Here is a 16415-nt window from a genome sequence, read left to right as displayed (position 1 = left end):
GCACCGACCTGCCGCTGCTCATCGGCGTAATAGCCGCCTCGGGCCTCGACAGCGCCGGGGTGCTCATTATGTTCGGGCTGATGCAGCTGTTTTCGGGCCTGTGGTATGGCATGCCCATGCCGGTGCAGCCACTCAAGGCCTTCGCCGCGCTGGTTATCGCCCAGAAAATCCCCGGCCGCGTGATATTCGGGGGCGGGCTGGCGGTGGGCGTGGGCATGCTACTGCTCTCCGTAACGGGCCTGATTGACGGGCTGGCGCGCCTGGTGCCCAAGCCCGTTATCCGGGGCATTCAGTTCGGGCTCGCCCTGCAGCTTTCCACCCTGGCGCTCAAGCAGTACGTGCCCGCCGATGGCCTGCCGGGCTACGCGCTGGCGGCGGCGGCGTTCCTCGTAACGGTGGTGCTACTGGGCAACCGGCGCTGGCCCGCCGCGCTGGTGGTGCTGGCGCTGGGCGTGAGCTACGGCCTGCTCTTCAAGCTCGATTTCGGCACCGCCCAGCGGGCCCTGGGCCTGCACCTGCCCGGCTGGCACGTGCCCCAGTGGCCCGATATCCTCACCGGGGCCGTGCTGCTGGCGCTGCCCCAGATACCGTTGTCGCTGGGTAACTCAGTGCTGGCCACCCGCCAGGTCGTGCAGGACTACTTCCCCGAGCGGCCCCTCACGGTGCGCAAAATCAGCTTCACCTACGCCCTCATGAACCTGGTGAACCCGTTTCTGGGCGGCTTCCCGGTTTGTCACGGCTCGGGCGGCATGGTGGGCCACTACACGTTCGGGGGCCGCACGGGCGGTTCGGTGGTCATTTACGGCGGGCTGTTTCTGGTGCTGGGTTTGTTCTTCAGCCAAGGCTTCCAGCAAATCGTCCAGATTTTCCCGCTGCCCATCCTCGGTGTGCTGCTGTTCTTCGAGGCCCTCAGCCTAGCTGCGTTGCTGCGCGATATCAGCACCGAGCGGGCCCAGCTACTGCTGGCGCTGCTTACCGGCATTCTGTGCGCCGGCCTGCCCTACGGCTACCTCGTGGGCCTCACGGTGGGCACGGCCCTCTACTACGCCATGCAGCGCGGCTGGGTGGGCCTGGGCAAGTAAGGGGCAGGTGGTTAGCAACCGAACGAATAGCAAAAGAACGTCATGCTGAGCGAAGTCGAAGCATCTCTACCGCTTCGTTGGATTACTATTACAACGAAGCGGTAGAGATGCTTCGACTTCGCTCAGCATGACGTTTTCTATCCTGTTCAGTCTGCTTGAAAGGGCGTGAACGGGGCAGCCTTGTCGTCGGATTTGGCGCGGGCAATGCGGTAAACCACTGACAGCACGAGGTTGTTCTTGAACTGCCGGCCGCGGGCGATGAACAGACTGGTACCGGCCTGGGCACGAGCCGGCAGCCAATCCACCTGATTCAGCCAGGCCGCCTGCACCGTCAGGCCCCGGCTCAGTTGCACGCCCGCCCCCGCATAGGCCCGGTTGCGCTCGAAGTAGGGCCCCCGCGGGTCGAAGAACACCTCGTTGTACACCGAGACAAACGCGGTGCCAGGCTGCATGGTGGGGTTGTTCAGCGGCAGCACCGCGCTGAGGCGGTAACGTTGCCGCCCCCGGTAGCGGGCCTGGTTGGTGGGCACCACATCGTTGCGGAAGCGCGTCCAGCGCTGCTCCACCCGAAACCGGTGCTCCAGCTTGATGCGGCTGATGGGCTGCGTGAAGGTGAACTGCTGCCACACGCGCTGCTCCAGGGCCAAGTAGCCCTCGCTCAGGTCGCGGTAGTCGGCCGTGGAGTAGCGCCCGATACCCAGCAGCACCGTGAAGTTGTCGGTCACGTCATAGCTGACGCCACCCTTGATTTCGTTGTAGAAGAACTGGCGGGCGATGCCATTAGCACGGCCCTGCAGCTCGAAGTAGCCGCCCCAGCCCTTGGGCCCACCGGGCAGCACGAGGGTATTAACCGTCCAGGAGCCCCACTGCCGGTCGGGCGGGCGGGGGGCGGTTTGGGCGCGGGCGGCCGTACCGGTTAGGGTACCTAGGGCAGCGAGCAGCAGGGCGTAGGCGGTGCGGGCAACTGCCGGAGGGGAGAAAAGCCGGTTCATCCACCAAAGGTAAGGGGCAGGGGTACTTAACAAATTGATGACCCGGCCGACCTACCCCCCGATCGTACTCATCGACTCGAAATTGAGCTGGTGCAACGGGCGCTGGCTTTCGGCCTCGAAGCCGTTGGCGGCGCGGTTGCGGAAGGCGTGGCTGAGGGCGGCTACCAACTCATCGTCGGGGGCACCGCCGCGTAGCATGGCCCGCAGGTCGAGCACGCCCTGGTCGTAGAGGCAGGTTTTGAGGCCGCCTTCGGCCGTAAGGCGTAGGCGGTTGCAGGTGCCGCAGAAGGTGCGCGAGTAGGCCGCAATAATGCCCAGGCGGCCCTGGTGGCCGGCCACGGTGTAGTGACTGGCCGTGTCGCCGGGGTGAGTAGCCACGGGTGTCAGCTCGCCCAGGTTCAGGGCCAGGTGCTGCCGGATGCGGTGGTGGTTCCAGGGCAGCGTGGCGGGCGTGGCCTCGTGGCTGCCCCCATTGAAGGGCATCTCCTCGATGAAGCGCACCTCCACAGGCAGCTCCCGGGTCAGTTCGGCCAGCGGCAGCAGGTCCTCAATGTTCTGCCCGTCCATCACCACGGCGTTTATTTTGACGCGGATACCGACTTCCAGCAGCGCGTACAGCGTTTCGAGCACCCGGGGCAGCTCGTCGCGGCGGGTGATACTGGCGAAGCGGGCGCGGTCGAGGGTATCGAGGCTGAGGTTGACGGTGCGCACGCCCAGGCGGGCCAACTCGGGCACGTGGGGGGCCGTAAGCACCCCGTTGGTGGTCAGGCTGATTTCCTCGATACCCGAAATCTGGCTCAGCCGGTTCATAAACGGCACTAGGTCGCGCCGCACGAAGGGCTCGCCACCGGTCAGGCGCACCTTGCGCACGCCCAAACCGGCCAGCAGGCCCGTCAGGCGCAGCATCTCCTCGTAGGTCAGTAGCTCCTGCTTGAGCAGGTACTTGATACCTTCCTCGGGCATGCAGTAAAAGCAGCGCAGGTTGCAGCGGTCGGTTACGGCCAGGCGCAGGTACTCCAGCGGCCGGCCGTGGTTGTCGAACAGCACCGGCCGCGGCACGGGCGGGTTGTGGGGAACAGATGCGGACGGAACGGCGGAAAGGACCATGGGAGAGCAGAAAAAGGGCGCGCCGACCAGGCTATCGTAGCGGGGGCAGCAGAACAAACGTAACACCGGCGCGGTGGTTTGGGTTTGCTCTACGTACTATTGCCTCATCAGCCCAAAAAACCATGCGCCTAAATATAGCCTTGTTCGGCGTGGCCCGCGAAATCGTGGGCCAGCCCAGCCTCGAAATAGAAACTGCCGCCGGGCAGTCGGCCCAGGGCCTGCTATCCGAGCTACACGCCCGCTACCCCGCGCTGGCCACCCTGAGCAGCCTGGCCGTCGCCGTGAATAACGAGTACGCCGCCGATGATGCGCCGCTACACGAGCGCGACGAAATAGCCCTGATTCCGCCCGTCAGCGGCGGGTAGCAGCAGCGTTCAGTAAAAGAACGTCATTCAGAGCGCAGCGAAGAATCTTGCGTGCTGACGTCGAATTACTATTGCAACGTCAGCACGCAAGATTCTTCGCTACGCTCTGAATGACGTTCTACTGATGTAAGCAACCCTATGATTCATATCGACCTAACCGACCAACCCATCGGCGTAGCCGACGCCCTACGCAGTGTGGAAACCGACGGCGCCGGCGCCATCAACACGTTTATCGGCACGGTGCGCAACCGCAGCACCGGCCGCGCCGTGGTGCGCCTGGAGTACGAGGCCTACGACAGCATGGCGCTGCACCAGCTACGCAAAGTGGCCGAGCAGGCCGTGGCCCAGTGGCCCATGCTGCAGAAAGTAACCGTCATCCACCGCAAAGGCACCCTGCACATCGGCGACGTGGCCGTGGTGGTGGCCGTATCCACGCCGCACCGCGCCGAGAGCTTCGCCGCCTGCCAGTACATCATCGACACGCTCAAGCAGGTCGTTACTATCTGGAAAAAGGAGTTTTATGAAGACGGTGACGTGTGGGTAGCCGCGCACCCCTAGCGGGAAATTGACAATTCGGAATAAAGAATGGCCGTTGAAATACCTCCCAGCGGGATGTTCAACGGCCATTCTTTATTCCGAATTTTTAATTACCTCAATGGCGCGTTCCAGCAATTCGTCGCGGCCTTCCTTGATGCCTTGAATCGTTGGTTTTACCTCGATGTCGGGTACGATGCCGATGCGCTGGGTTTCGCGGCCGTCAGGGTAGTACACGCCCAGTCCGGTAATCATGGTGGGGATGTTGCCCGGCAGCACGATTTCCGACACGTTGCCATCGGCCCCGGCCGTGGTGCTGCCGAGAATAGTGGCATTGGGTGTCGCGCGCAGGGCCATAGCGGTAAACTCAGCTTCGCTTTGGGTGATTTCGTTGACTAAAATAACCACCTTGCCGAGATACAGCTCGCCAGCCCCCTTCTTGATGTACTGAGGATATTTGAAATAGGGGAAAGCGCCTGGATTGGTAATATCGGGCTGACTAAATCGCACGTAGGGAATCGGTTTTTTTACCAAATGGCCCGCTAGACCTATTGCCACATGGTCGGCCGGATAATTTCGGATGTCGATTACCAGACCCTTTGTACCCGCCGCGGCCAGCATGATTTCCGGTAGCTTGTCGTTGGTGAGGGTGCCCAGGGCCAGATAGCCTATGTTTCCGGGGAGCAGGCGCAAGGGGGAGGCTGTTTTATCCGGGGTGCCAAAGTCCAGCATTATGTTGATTTTGTCCGGGCCGACGCGCGTGATGATGATTGGAAGCGTCTGCCCGTCGCGGCGCACCAGCAGCGGCAGCTGGGCCGTGTTGCCGCGTAGTAGCAGCCGGGCAATGTTGCGCAACTTAGTGGGCTCGTTGGAAGCTGGGGCCAGGGGCTGCCACTTTCGCACTAGCTCGGAAACGGGCACCCCAGCTACTTCAACTACAACATCGCCCTTGCGTAGCCCCGTAGCCAGGCCCAGCTCCTGGTTGTAATAATCGGTTACCACGGCCTGGCCCTCCACAAAGCGCACCTGAACCGGCGCATACAGCAGGCCCCTGTACTGGTCCAGTACCTTATCCTGGTAGATGGTGGCGTGCGTGTCGTTGATGCGCGCAATAAGGGCCAGCAGGACAACGCTGTACTCCTCGGCCGTGGTAGCGTTGGTCAGCTTCGGAATGAACTCGGGCAGCACCGGCTGCCAGTCTTCGCCGATGGCGTAGCGGTAGGGGAAGAAGTAGGCGAACATGTTCCAGTAGCGGTACAGGGCCAGCAGGCGCAGGCCCGCATCCGGCGTGGTTCCAGCGGTGGTAGCATTGTAAGGCAACTCGTGGCGGAAGATGGGGTTGCCCGCGTTCGGAGTGGTACCCACGTAGTAGTGCTCGGCCTGGTTCCGGTTCTGGCGCAGGTATTTCAACTGATTGCGCAGGGCCTCACCAAGTTGCTTTTCGTCGTTCAACCAGGCCAACTCGGGCTGCTGACGCACCTTATCGGTGGGCCAGTCAGTGCATTTGCGGCAGGACGGCACCGGGCCGAATTTGGCTACCCAGGCACTTAGCAGCTGACTGCGCTTGTTCTCATTGGGGGCCGCCAGCACCGCCGGCAGCACCCGAAATAGCTCGGCATCCATATTGAAATTGCCGGCGGCCACGGCCGGGTGGTGGTACTTCACGAAGCCCCAGACCCGCCCTAGCACCCCCACATTCTCTATTTGTTGCGCGCTTAGTTGAGCCGGGAAAACCACGCCCGAACCCCGCTGAAAAGTGGTGTCCTGCTCGGCCGGATACGTTTTAATGGCTTTGGGTGGTGCCTGATCCAAGGGCTTTCCGTCGATGGTAAGCTGTAAATCGTCGAGCCAGGCCGTGCCTTTGCCTTCTAATATCCCACCAAAAAACAGCTCCGTTGCATCGGGGCTTAGCGGCAGCGTCACCTCGTAGCGCTGCCAGCCGGTGGTACCTCGCGCGGTTTGCTTGGCCGTGTTGCCGTAAGCCACCGTTGCACCCCCCCGAACCGGTCTGGAGCAGCGTCAGGTAAGCCTGCCCGTTAGGTGCCACCTGCTCGGTCTTCATAAATCCGCTCAGGGTGATGCTTTTGCCCTGATACTGAGCCGGAATATGCTGGCCAACCCGCCCGAACTGGCCACCCGGGGCCCCGGCCTCCCGCAGCCGCAGCGTGTACCGCCCCTGCCGGGGCTGCGCCGAATCGAGCGCCACCATGTAGCCTTTCCCGTTGCTGGTCGACCAACCCGGTACGCTATCGGCTGCCACCGCCCGCTGCTCAAAATCCAGATTTAAGGGCTGGCCCGCGCTTTGGGCCAGGCAAGTGGTTGCGGCCGCCAGCTGCGAGGCCAGCACCAGATACACAATTCGCATACAGGAAACGCTAAGGTGACTGGACCGATTTGCTGTATCTGCCCACTGCAAGGGCAGGATGCTGATTCGGAGTAGTCGGTTGCCTGCAGGAGCCGCACTAGGGCCAGAAGGTGGCAGCCGGCTCGCCCTGGTTTGGGGTATGAGTTGGCCACGAACTTCTGGCTACCGTTTCAACCCTCTCCCAACTCGCGCTGCACGTCTGCCGCCTCTTCCGGGGTGTTCACGTTGCGCAGCTCGCCGGGGGCCGGTGGGGTTAGCAGCTCGATGTCGGAGTTGATGAGGGTTTTGCGCGGGCAGCTGTAGCCCAGGCTGAGGAAGCGCAGCAGCTGACCGTAACTGGCGGGCTCCCAGATGGTGATGAGCGGTTCGGGCCAGTCGTTTTCGGGGCTTTGAAAGGCGGTGGCCATGCGGCCGGCCTGGCGGTTTTCCACCAAGTGGCTCAGTGTGGTTTCCGAGAGCAGCGGCAGGTCGCAGGCCACTACCAGCCAGGCAGCGTTAGGGTCGAGGCGGAAGGCCGAGAGCAGGCCGCTGAGCGGGCCCAAATCGGCGAACGAGTCGGGCAGCGGGCGCAGGCCGGCGTATTCGAGTTCCGTTATCTGGTCGGGACGACAGGAAACGTGCACGTCGTGGCAGAAGGGCGCCAGCAGCTCGGCGGCGTAGGCGCGCTGCTCCTGCTGGCCGTGGTAGGCGAGCTGGCCCTTATCCTGGCCCATGCGCTGGCTGCGGCCGCCGGCCAGCACCAGGCCCCGCAACGGCGGTGCGGCGGCGTGCCACTCGCGCAGTATCAAGTCCGCCAAACCGGCGGTATCGGCCAGGGGCAGCACCGGCACGTTGGCATCGGCGAGGTGTTCGCGCAGGTACGCAGGCACCTCGGTTACGCCGTCGGGCAGCAGCAGGGCCCGCACGTCGGTGAGGCGGTCGAGCTTCTTGTCCAGTGGTTTGGCCGGGTCGAGAATCACCAGCTGTTGGCGGGCGCGGAAGTGGTTGCCGTTCACCAGCGCCAGGCTCTGATGGGCCAGCAGCTCGGGATGGCTGAACTTGTCCAGGGGCCGGCGCACATCGAGGCGGGCGAAGCTGATGTTGTCGGTCAGCTCGGCATTGGCCCCGGCGGCCAGCATGCCGGTTTCGGGCGCGGTACCGTTGCGCACGGCATCGGCGGCGGCGTGGTCGGCATCCACGTAGGCCACGCGCAAACTGGGAGTCAGCAGCGGTAGCAGCCGGGCCGCCAGCTCCTTAATGCGGCCGCAGGGCGCGCCCAGAATGGCCAGCTCATGGCGGCCGAACTCGCCCAGATCGGGCCGGGCCAAGGCGGCGTGCTTGCGGCGGGGGGCAGCGCCAGTGGCGGCCGGGTCGGAAGCGGGGTTGGTGGGGTTATGCTTCATGCTGAAAGTCGCTTTTGCCGCCGGTTTTGCTGAGCAGGCGGGTTTCCTGAATAACGATGTCGTGCGAGAGGGCCTTGCACATGTCGTAGATGGTGAGGGCGGCCACCGAAGCGCCGGTCAGGGCCTCCATTTCGACCCCGGTTTTGCCCGTCACGGTGGCCGTACACTCAATCAATACGGCGTCGGGGCCGTCAGGCTCAATGGTTACCCGGCAGTTATCGAGGCCTAACGGGTGGCACAGCGGAATCAGCTCGGAGGTGCGCTTGGCCCCCATGATGCCGGCCAGAATGGCGGTCTGGAACACAGGGCCTTTACGGGTAGGCAGGTCGCCTTCCTTCACCAAAGCCATGATTTTGGGGCCGAGCACCACCCGGCTGCGGGCCACAGCCACACGGCGGGTAGGCGTTTTGCTCCCCACATCAACCATGGCCGGCTGGCCGGAAGCGTCGAGGTGAGTCAGTTTATCGGAATCGGACATAGCAGGGTTCAGCGGGTGGAAAGGAATAAACCGATAAGTTCGGCACTTGATTGGAAACAACAGTCATTCCGACGAGGAGGAATCTGGCGTGCAGTCGGAAGAACAATGGGTAGGTTTACTGTTGCACGCGAGATTCCTCCGTCGTCGGAATGACCGTTCTTGCCGTTCAACCCTGCCTCTTTCCCACCTGCCCATGATTTCCGTTGCCGAAGCCACCCGCCTCGTGGCCGCTACCATCCGCCCGCTGGGCACCGAGCTACTGAGCCTGCCGCTGGCCGCCGGCCGCATTCTGCACGAAGACCTGCGGGCCGACCGCGACTTCCCCCCCTTCAACCGGGTGGCCATGGATGGCATTGCGCTGCGCTACGATACCCTAGCGGCCGGGCAGCAGGAGTTCCTGATTGACGCCACCCAGTTTGCCGGCCAGCCCCCGGTAACCGGCACCAGCCCAACAGCGGCCGTCGAAATAATGACCGGTGCCATGCTGCCAGCAGGCCTCGATACGGTGATTCGCTACGAAGACCTTCTGTTCCGCACCAATGAAGCTGGCCAGCGCTACGCCACCGTGCAGGCCCTGCCGCCCCGCGCCGGTCACAACGTCCACCGCCAGGCCTCCGACCGCCGACAAGGCGACCTGCTGCTGCCCGCCGGCACCCGCCTGGAGCCCGCCGAAATGGCCGTAGCCGCTACCGTTGGAGCCGCCACGGTGGCCGTGGCGCGCCGCCCGCGCCTGGCCGTGGTGGGCACCGGCGACGAGTTGGTGCCCATCAGTGCGCAACCCGCCGCCCACCAGATCCGGCGCTCTAATGCCCTGATGCTGCAGGCCGCTGCCTGGCAGGCCGGTGCCGAGGCCGACAGCTTCCACTTTGACGACGACACGGCCGTGTTGCGCCGGGAGCTGCCGGCGCTGCTGGCCGGCTACGATGCCGTGGTGCTGAGCGGGGGCGTATCAATGGGCAAGGCCGATTTTCTGCCCGAAGTATTGCAGGAACTGGGTGTGGAGCAGCGGTTTCACGGCGTGGCCCAGCGCCCGGGTAAGCCGTTTTGGTTCGGGGCACGGGCTGGCGGGGCGGTGGTGTTCGCGCTGCCCGGCAATCCGGTGTCCACGTTCATGAATTTCTACCGCTACGTACAGCCCTGGCTGCAGGCCGGGCAGCAGCCCACCGGGGCAGCAGCAAGCGGTAGCGGCGCGGTACCGGCCGTGCTCACCGCCCCCGTCGAGTTCAAGCCCGCCCTCACTCATTTCCTGCTCGTGAGTCTGGAATATAGCCCCGACGGCCGCCTACTGGCCACTCCCGAACGGGCTGGCGGTTCCGGCGACATGGCCAGCCTGCTCGCCTCCAGCGGCTTCCTGGAGCTGCCCCCCGAGCTCGCGCACTTCCCGGTGGGCACCGTGCTGCCAGTGTGGCGGTTTCGGTGAAGGTAGAGGTTACGGTTTGAGCATTGCTTCCAAAGCCAAACGCGTGTTGATTGCCTGCCGCCGATTTACCTCTGGCCCTTCACACTGCTCATAAAAATCAGGCGCATAGAAACTCGCATTCCGTGAGCCTGAACGGGTCAAAAACCACAGTACTGTGGTAGTAGCGTCTTCAATCATGCACGGCAGATTGATAGGACGAGTACCGTTGTCGCGCACCTGCCACAGCTGGGCCGGACGCAGGTTTTGCCACGTTTGCCTCAGCTTTGATGCAGGTATGGGCTGAAGCAGCAGATATCGATTGGTATCCGGCAGAGTCGCCCTGAACCGGACCTCCTGCCTGCTGAACTGCTGCGTGAGTCCCCCTGGCACATAGCGGCCCTGTGCTAGCTTGTAAGGACTACGATAAGTGAAAAAGTATACCTCCGGACCCTGCTTCGACAGAATCAACATATCCGGACCCTGATTCCAGGTGCCCTGCTGCTGATAGACGATGGTGCTATCGAAATGCTGCTGCAAGAAGCTATACAGCGGCGGGGCAGAGCCGTCTGGGGTAGCCACCCCGGGATACGGGCTGCCATGGTTCGTACCAAATAGAAAGAGCAATATCTTGGCTACACCTGAAAACAGAGGAATGAGCATTGCAGTGTGTTCGAATCAAATAGCACTCGTAACCAATTACGTTACCCTTTCACCAATTCAAAATCGTGGCCGCAGTGGAAGCAGTGGCACTGCGGGTTGTCGGGGTCTAGCAGCCAGAAGCGGAGCCTGACAAACAAGTTGTCGGTGGGGCCGGGCTGGTGGCGGCACACTACGTCGTGGTGGTGGCAGCGGGGGCAGCGGGTGGCGGCTATTTCGGTTGGGTTGGGTGCTTCGGGCACGGCCGCATCGGGAGCTACGGCGTGCATGTGGGTTTGCTGCGGATGCAGGATTTCACGAGCCGCTTCTACATCGGGGGCGCGCACGAAAAGGCTTACGTTGCCCATTACCTGGCCGTAAAGGCGGTTTTCATTGCTCAGAAAGCACGGAATGCCGGCCGCATCGAGCTGGTTGCGGGCCAGGTGGGCGGCTATAGAATCGGTGAAGGAGTCGAGCAGCACAATGGCCGCCGCTTCGGAAGGAACATCTGCCGGCATGGGGAGAGGCGCGAAATAGGGAATCCACTAAACAAACGCGGCACCCGTTTTGGGTGCCGCGAAAGGTACGCAATAAGAGCCGCAGGCCGGCTTACTTAAACAGGTCGAGTGCCTTTATAAACGTCTGGGACACACCCCACAGCAGCGGGATACCCACAAAGGCCCAGGCCAGAAACAAGGCCCCGCCCGAGCTGGGCGTTTCGTGCGTAGCGGAGGAAACAGGAGGCTGATTCATACTTCTCAGTGCTTAGTTGTGAGTGCCTAGTGCTTCATTAGTAGCGGCTCGAACATTGCAAGCTCTGCTAACGAAGCACAAAGCACAAAAAATTAATGTCCGCCCGGTTCGGCGTCAACGGGGCCTTTTTCATTGTACTTCGCATTGACAGCCGTTACGGCGAAGTTGGCTAGCAGGCCCACTACCAGCAGGCCGGCCATGGCGTAGAATACCGTTTGGTAGGCTGCCGCGCCGGTGAATCCCTCGGCTTTGCGGCTCTCGTGCAAGTAATTGACGATGAGCGGCCCCAAAACGCCGGCCGTGCTCCAGGCCGTAAGCAGTCGGCCATGAATTGCGCCCACCTGGTACTTGCCAAACAGGTCGGAGAGGTAGGCCGGAATAGTGGCGAAACCACCGCCGTACATGCTGATAATCACGCAGGCCACGCCCACGTAGAGGGCCAGCTGCAGGTTGCGTCCCAGCGTCGGGATGAGGGCGTAGAGCAGGATGCCCAGCCCAAAATAGATGGCGTAAGTAGTCTTGCGGCCCATTTTATCCGAAGCCGACGACCAGAAGAAGCGGCCCAGCAGGTTAAACAGGCTCAGCAGGCCTACGAAACCGGCCGCTGCCGCCGCCGTTACGCCCCGTCCGGCACCCATAGCGGCGTCAGAGAAGGATTCTTGAACAAGTGGAGAAGCCGTTTCGAGTACCCCGATACCGGCCGTAACATTCGTGAGCAGTACTACCCACAACAGCCAGAATTGTGGCGTTTTCAGGGCGTTGTCGGCCGATACATTGCTACTGGTAATCAAGGCACTGTGCTGCGGGTTTGGCACGTAGCCGGCGGGTGCCCAGTCTTCGGAAGGTACCCGAATGGTCCAGACGCCAAACTGCATAAACAGCAGGTAAACGACGCCCAGCGTGAGGAAGGTAGCCGCCACGCCCAGTGTGCCGGTGCCACTGGTTTTGAAGTAGTCCATGAGGGCCACCGAAAGCGGCGAGGCAATCATGGCGCCACCGCCGAAACCCATAATGGCCATGCCGGTGGCCACGCCCCGTCGGTCAGGGAACCACTTAATCAGGGTGCTCACCGGCGAAATGTAGCCGATGCCCAGGCCGATACCGCCCACGAAGCCGTAGCCGAAATACACAATCCAGAGGTTGTGCATATGCACGCCCAGGGCCGCAATAAAGAAGCCGCCGCTAAAGCACAGGGCCGAGGCCATCATGGCCTTGCGCGGCCCCACGCGTTCCAGCCACTTCCCAAAAATAGCTGCCGAGAGGCCCAGCAGCACAATGGCAATCGAAAAAATAACACCCAGTTGCGTGGGTGTCCAGTCGGCGGCAGCGGGGGCGGCCGGGTCGCCGCTGATGAGGGCACCCAGCGGCTTTTTGAATACACTGAAGGCATAGGCCTGGCCAATGGCCAGGTGAATTGCCAGCGCGGCGGGCGGAATCAGCCAGCGGTTGTAGCCCAGGCCGGCCACGGTGCGGCTGCGGTCCAGTAACGATGCTTCTGCCATAAAACAGGTGGTTTGGGAGTGGAAAGAACGAAACCTTGGCCCGCACCGGTGCCCTGATCAAGGGCTTACCAGATTAGGATTCAATAAGGTAGACGTCTGGTACGGGGTTTAAACCACTTCCAGTCAACTATTTTTTGGTAAATTGCTATATCCTGTCGTGACAATAACACTGGTTGCTACTGCTCAGCCGGTTGTCGGCCCAGCCAGCCCCGCATCCCCTTCGCCCGCACCGACTTCACAAAATCCTGGATGCCATCGGCCATGCGCCGGGCCATCCGCTGCTGCTGGGCGGGGTCGGTCAGGACTTTGGCGTCTTCGGGGTTGGAAATGAAGGCAGTTTCCACCAGGGCGTTGGGGTAGTCGGTGGGACCATTGAGGGCGAAGTTGAAGTTGCCCACCAATCCCCAACCCGGCAGTCCGGTTTGCTGCATGCGCCCGTACAGCGCCGCCGCCAGGGGCCGGAAGGCCGCATACCGGTAAAAGGCGCTGGTGCCCCGTGCCGCCGCATTGCCCGCCGAGTTCACGTGCACACTCACCAGCAGCGCCGGCCGCTGCCGCCGTAGCAGGGTTACTCGCTCGGCCATGCTCAGGCTCTCGTCGGCGGTGCGGGTGAGCACTACGGTAGCGCCGCGGCGCTCCAGCTCGCGCTGCAGTTGCCGCACAATGGCCAGTGTCAGGTCCTTCTCGCTGACTCCACCGGCCCCCGTAGCCCCCACGTTGCTGCCGCCGTGTCCGGCATCGAGGGCAATGCGCAGGCCGCGCAGCTGCAGCCGCGCCGGTGGCCGGGCTACGCGCACCACCAGCATGTTCTTTTCGTAGCCGATGTGGTAGCCCCAGCTCTGGCGGTGGCGCAGTGGCAGCACCAGCCGGAAAATATCGGCCTGTGGCTGCTCGTAATACACGGCTCCCAGCGCCTGCAGGCCTGCCCGCTGGGTTATCCAGTTGGTGTTAGAAGTGGCCCCGAACACATCAATCACCAGGCGGGTGGGGTTTTCCAGGATTTGCGAGCGGTAGGGCAGCCGCTGGCTGAGTGGCACCCGCACGTAATCGTATACCGAGTCGCCCTGCAGGATCCAGGAGCCGGTGAGTGAGGATGGCGCGAAGCCACCGGGCGGCAGAAGCCGGGCATATTCCAGGGGCAGCCAGGCATACTGCCCCTCGGCCAGCCGTACCCGGTACTGGCCAGCTACCCGGCCCACCACATGCAGCACCACCAGCGAGTCGAGGTAGCCCAGCTTGGCCCCGCCCAGCCGGTCGTCGCCGAGGCCATAGTTGAGGTGAGCCAGCGTGCCGCGCGTAACGGCCAGCAGTGGCTGGCTGGGGCTCAGTAAGCGCACGGAAGCAGCTGTGGGCAGCGAATCGAGGCGGCCGTTGGGCAGGCGCAGGTGCAGCCACAACGGCCGGCCCGCAGGCCCGCCCACCGTATCGGTGGGCTGTAATATATAGGTACCTTGGTACACACCCCGCCGGCCGCCGGCCAGTTCGGGGGCCAGCTCCGTGAGGGGGCGCCCCCCGAGAAAGGTGGCCCGGCCGCCCGGTGTGCCCGTCAGGCGCACCTGCAGCGCATCGCCGGGGCTGAGCCACTGCTCGCCGGCGGGCACAGTTTCCACTTTCTGAATCAGGCGCTGGGCCTGCGCCATGGCCGTTGGCAACAGCAGCCCACAGGCCTGCAGGGCCACCCGTCCGATGGCCCGGAAATTGGTTTTCTGTCGCACAGCGAAAAGTGGTAAATCCAAGCCTATCAGCACGGTGTAGGGGCGGGGCTTATCCCCGCCCGCCGTTCGCGCCCTCTATAATTGGGGTTGCTAAATGAGGAGCAGCGCCCTGGCAGGGACCGAGCTGAGCCGGTTAGGGCTGCTTAACGGCCTCACCCAAGTCCTTCACGTCGCGGCTGGTTTCGAGGGCCGTAAACTCGGTTTGCAGCGCCCGGATGTGCAGCTCGTCGCGGCCCTTTATGTCGAGGCGCACGGCCCGAAACTGGGCGTTAAGTTGGCGGCTGATGGCCGTGGCGTAGTCCCAATCGCGCTGGCTCCACTGGTTGCGGCGGGCGCGTACCTGCTGCATGAACTGCACGAAAGCGGGCTCGATGGTAGCTGGCGTAAGGCTGCCGATGGCGGAATAGGACCCCAGCAGCTCATTGCCAAAGGCCTGCTCGGCAGCGGGGTCGAGGGGCTGCCGGTTGCGGATGCGCGAAACGGAGTCGAAGCGGGCGGCGCGGCGGCCGGCCACGCGCAGCTTGTCGGCGGCGCGCTCAGCCAACGTATCAAGTTTCTGGGTTTCTCTCTCCACCACCTCCTGCCGCTCACGCGGGGTCGAGTCGCAGGAAGAAAGCAGGCTGGCGGCGGCCAGCAGCGAAAGCAAAACGGGCGTTTTCATGCCCCAAGGTAAAACTTGTCGGGCATACTGTGGCCACCCAAGGCCCGTTGGCTTAGCGCCCGGCCAGCCGAAAGGTGAAGGGCACATCGATTTTCGATACCACAGCGCGGCTGCCCACACGGGCCGGAATCCATTGATCGGGGATGCTGCGGGCCACGCGTAGCGCCTCCTCGTCGCAGCCGGCCCCGATACCGAGCAGCACCTGCTGGTTGCTGGCTTTCCCGAGGGTATCGACGGTAATCGTGATGATGACCCGGCCCTGCACGTTTTTGGCCGCGGCCGCGGCCGGGTAGCTGAGCCGGCTCGTGTAAGTAGCCAGCGCGGGGTCGCTGCCGATAAAGAAAACCGGATGGGTTAGACGCGCGCGGTCCCACTCGCCGCTGGCCGTCCGCACCGGGTACAGCACGTCATCGAAAGGCCGGAAAAAAACCAGCTGACCAGCCGAGTGGTCGTATTTCTGGGCAATAACCTGCGAGCCGTCGCGGGTGGTGGTGTAGTACTCCCACACACCTACCTTCTCGCCCTTTTCCATCAGGCCGCTGCTGGCAGCCGTTTTGCGCAGCTTCTGGGCCGGAGCCGAAATTGACAGCAACAGGCCAAAAGCCAGACTAAGAAGGAAAGCGTGTTTCATAGCAATAGGACGAACAGGGCGGGAAGTCGAAAGACGCCGCCGCTACCAGCGTTTGTCAATCGTACATACAAAGAAAAACATTTCTTTAGTACAAATCCGTCTCTACTCATTTCCGATTTGGGAAAGGCCCCTGGCAAGCTTCAAATACCAAAAAAAGCTTTCGAGAATACCATTTTAAGCAAGCAAACTTCCCCTGCCGATTATAAAGAGGGAGCATGGCTCACAGCCAATCGTTTCGGGTAAAAATACAAATTCTTCCTATTACTCCAACTCCTCACGCAAGGTGCGTAGCTGCGCCTGTAAACCGGGCCAGGCGGGGCAAAGCTGCTCGATGCGCTGCAGCACCCGCAGCGCACCCCGCGCGTCGCCGAGGGCTCGCAGCATAAGCGCCTGGCCCGATAGCGCCCCGAAGTGGCGGGGCTCGCGCAGCAGGGTTTCGCGCACGTCGCGGAGGGCCGCTTTGTATTCGCCCCGCAGAAAGTAAGCGGTGGCCCGCTTGTTCCACCCCTCAGCGTATTCGGGAGCCGTTTCGGTTAGAAAAGTAAATTCCTGGATAGCCAGCCCGTAGTCGCCGGCCGAGAGGGCGCGGGTGCCGGTTTCGAGGCGCTTATCCAGCAGCGGGTGGCCGGCCGTCAGCCAGATTTGCCAGATACCATCCTGCAGGGTCTCAATTTCGGCCGGCGCCGTGGCCTCGCGCAGGCGGCTGAACAGGTCGTCGAGCATGAGGTGCGGTGGTAAAGTGAAAGAGTGAGGTGATGGGAGTTGAGGATCAGGCTGCCTTGTTGGTGGCAAGTATAAAGAACGTCATTCAGA

18 protein-coding genes are annotated in these 16415 nt (G+C 62.8%); 5 read left to right on the top strand and 13 right to left on the bottom strand.

The annotated features are described in order from the left end of the window. A partial coding sequence (locus tag HW556_RS15940; protein WP_176901112.1) for a putative sulfate/molybdate transporter occupies positions 1–1082 on the top strand: 1082 nt, incomplete at its 5' end. Positions 1083–1228: 146 nt separating this feature from the next. Here HW556_RS15940 and HW556_RS15935 read toward each other — a convergent pair. Together HW556_RS15935 and moaA are read right to left on the bottom strand one after the other, a co-directional pair. Further along, on the bottom strand, positions 1229–2074 hold the full coding sequence (locus HW556_RS15935) for a DUF2490 domain-containing protein (RefSeq protein WP_176901111.1): 846 nt from the start codon (positions 2072–2074) through the stop codon (positions 1229–1231). Positions 2075–2125: 51 nt separating this feature from the next. Beyond that, on the bottom strand, positions 2126–3121 hold the full coding sequence (gene moaA, locus HW556_RS15930; RefSeq protein WP_176901113.1) for a GTP 3',8-cyclase MoaA: 996 nt from the start codon (positions 3119–3121) through the stop codon (positions 2126–2128). A 182-nt stretch (positions 3122–3303) separates the two neighbouring features. Between moaA and moaD the strand changes: the two genes are divergently transcribed. Both moaD and HW556_RS15920 read left to right on the top strand, forming a co-directional pair. Next, positions 3304–3546, top strand: a complete 243-nt coding sequence (gene moaD / locus HW556_RS15925; RefSeq protein WP_176901110.1) for a molybdopterin converting factor subunit 1 — start codon at positions 3304–3306, stop codon at positions 3544–3546. Between the two features lie 138 nt (positions 3547–3684). Further along, positions 3685–4104 (top strand): molybdenum cofactor biosynthesis protein MoaE, encoded by a 420-nt coding sequence (locus tag HW556_RS15920; protein ID WP_176901109.1) that lies wholly within the window; start codon positions 3685–3687, stop codon positions 4102–4104. A gap of 72 nt (positions 4105–4176) precedes the next feature. Here the strand turns inward: HW556_RS15920 and HW556_RS18960 are convergent, their stop codons facing one another. Further along, entirely contained in the window at positions 4177–6066 is a 1890-nt protein-coding gene (locus HW556_RS18960; RefSeq protein WP_176901108.1) for a S41 family peptidase, read from the bottom strand. Between the two features lie 121 nt (positions 6067–6187). On the opposite strand from HW556_RS18960, the gene HW556_RS15910 reads away from it, so the two are divergent. Next, the gene (locus HW556_RS15910; protein ID WP_176901107.1) at positions 6188–6367 is read left to right on the top strand and encodes a hypothetical protein; all 180 of its coding nucleotides are present in this window, start codon (positions 6188–6190) and stop codon (positions 6365–6367) included. 248 nt (positions 6368–6615) lie between these two features. Here the strand turns inward: HW556_RS15910 and HW556_RS15905 are convergent, their stop codons facing one another. Together HW556_RS15905 and moaC are read right to left on the bottom strand one after the other, a co-directional pair. After that, positions 6616–7827, bottom strand: a complete 1212-nt coding sequence (locus HW556_RS15905) for an NTP transferase domain-containing protein (RefSeq protein ID WP_176901106.1) — start codon at positions 7825–7827, stop codon at positions 6616–6618. Next, entirely contained in the window at positions 7817–8305 is a 489-nt protein-coding gene (gene moaC / locus HW556_RS15900) for a cyclic pyranopterin monophosphate synthase MoaC (protein ID WP_176901105.1), read from the bottom strand. The genes HW556_RS15905 and moaC overlap by 11 nt, the downstream gene beginning before the upstream one ends. 193 nt (positions 8306–8498) lie before the next feature. On the opposite strand from moaC, the gene HW556_RS15895 reads away from it, so the two are divergent. Next, entirely contained in the window at positions 8499–9725 is a 1227-nt protein-coding gene (locus HW556_RS15895; protein ID WP_176901104.1) for a molybdopterin molybdotransferase MoeA, read from the top strand. A gap of 9 nt (positions 9726–9734) precedes the next feature. Here HW556_RS15895 and HW556_RS15890 read toward each other — a convergent pair whose 3' ends face one another. The 8 genes from HW556_RS15890 to HW556_RS15855 form a co-directional block, all read right to left on the bottom strand. Next, complete coding sequence (locus HW556_RS15890) at positions 9735–10364, bottom strand: hypothetical protein (protein WP_176901103.1); 630 nt, start codon at positions 10362–10364, stop codon at positions 9735–9737. 41 nt (positions 10365–10405) lie between these two features. Beyond that, positions 10406–10858, bottom strand: a complete 453-nt coding sequence (locus HW556_RS15885) for a putative signal transducing protein (RefSeq protein WP_176901102.1) — start codon at positions 10856–10858, stop codon at positions 10406–10408. Between the two features lie 91 nt (positions 10859–10949). Next, the gene (locus tag HW556_RS15880; protein ID WP_176901101.1) at positions 10950–11093 is read right to left on the bottom strand and encodes an MFS transporter small subunit; all 144 of its coding nucleotides are present in this window, start codon (positions 11091–11093) and stop codon (positions 10950–10952) included. Positions 11094–11185: 92 nt separating this feature from the next. Further along, complete coding sequence (locus HW556_RS15875) at positions 11186–12595, bottom strand: OFA family MFS transporter (RefSeq protein WP_176901100.1); 1410 nt, start codon at positions 12593–12595, stop codon at positions 11186–11188. A 176-nt stretch (positions 12596–12771) separates the two neighbouring features. Further along, positions 12772–14310 (bottom strand): N-acetylmuramoyl-L-alanine amidase, encoded by a 1539-nt coding sequence (locus HW556_RS15870; protein ID WP_176901099.1) that lies wholly within the window; start codon positions 14308–14310, stop codon positions 12772–12774. A gap of 133 nt (positions 14311–14443) precedes the next feature. Then, positions 14444–14971 carry a hypothetical protein gene (locus HW556_RS15865; RefSeq protein ID WP_176901098.1) on the bottom strand — a complete coding sequence of 176 codons (528 nt, stop codon included), beginning with the start codon at positions 14969–14971 and terminating at the stop codon, positions 14444–14446. Between the two features lie 52 nt (positions 14972–15023). Then, a complete protein-coding gene (locus tag HW556_RS15860; protein WP_176901097.1) occupies positions 15024–15602 on the bottom strand; it encodes an energy transducer TonB in 579 nt (192 codons plus the stop codon). A 261-nt stretch (positions 15603–15863) separates the two neighbouring features. Continuing rightward, positions 15864–16325: a tetratricopeptide repeat protein gene (locus HW556_RS15855; RefSeq protein ID WP_176901096.1), complete on the bottom strand. Its 462-nt coding sequence runs from the start codon at positions 16323–16325 to the stop codon at positions 15864–15866. Positions 16326–16415: the final 90 nt, after the last annotated feature.

Origin of the sequence: Hymenobacter terrestris, from assembly GCF_013377905.1 — a bacterium.
GTDB classification, from domain to species: domain Bacteria; phylum Bacteroidota; class Bacteroidia; order Cytophagales; family Hymenobacteraceae; genus Hymenobacter; species Hymenobacter terrestris.
This window is presented reverse-complemented; position numbering and strand designations above follow the sequence as displayed.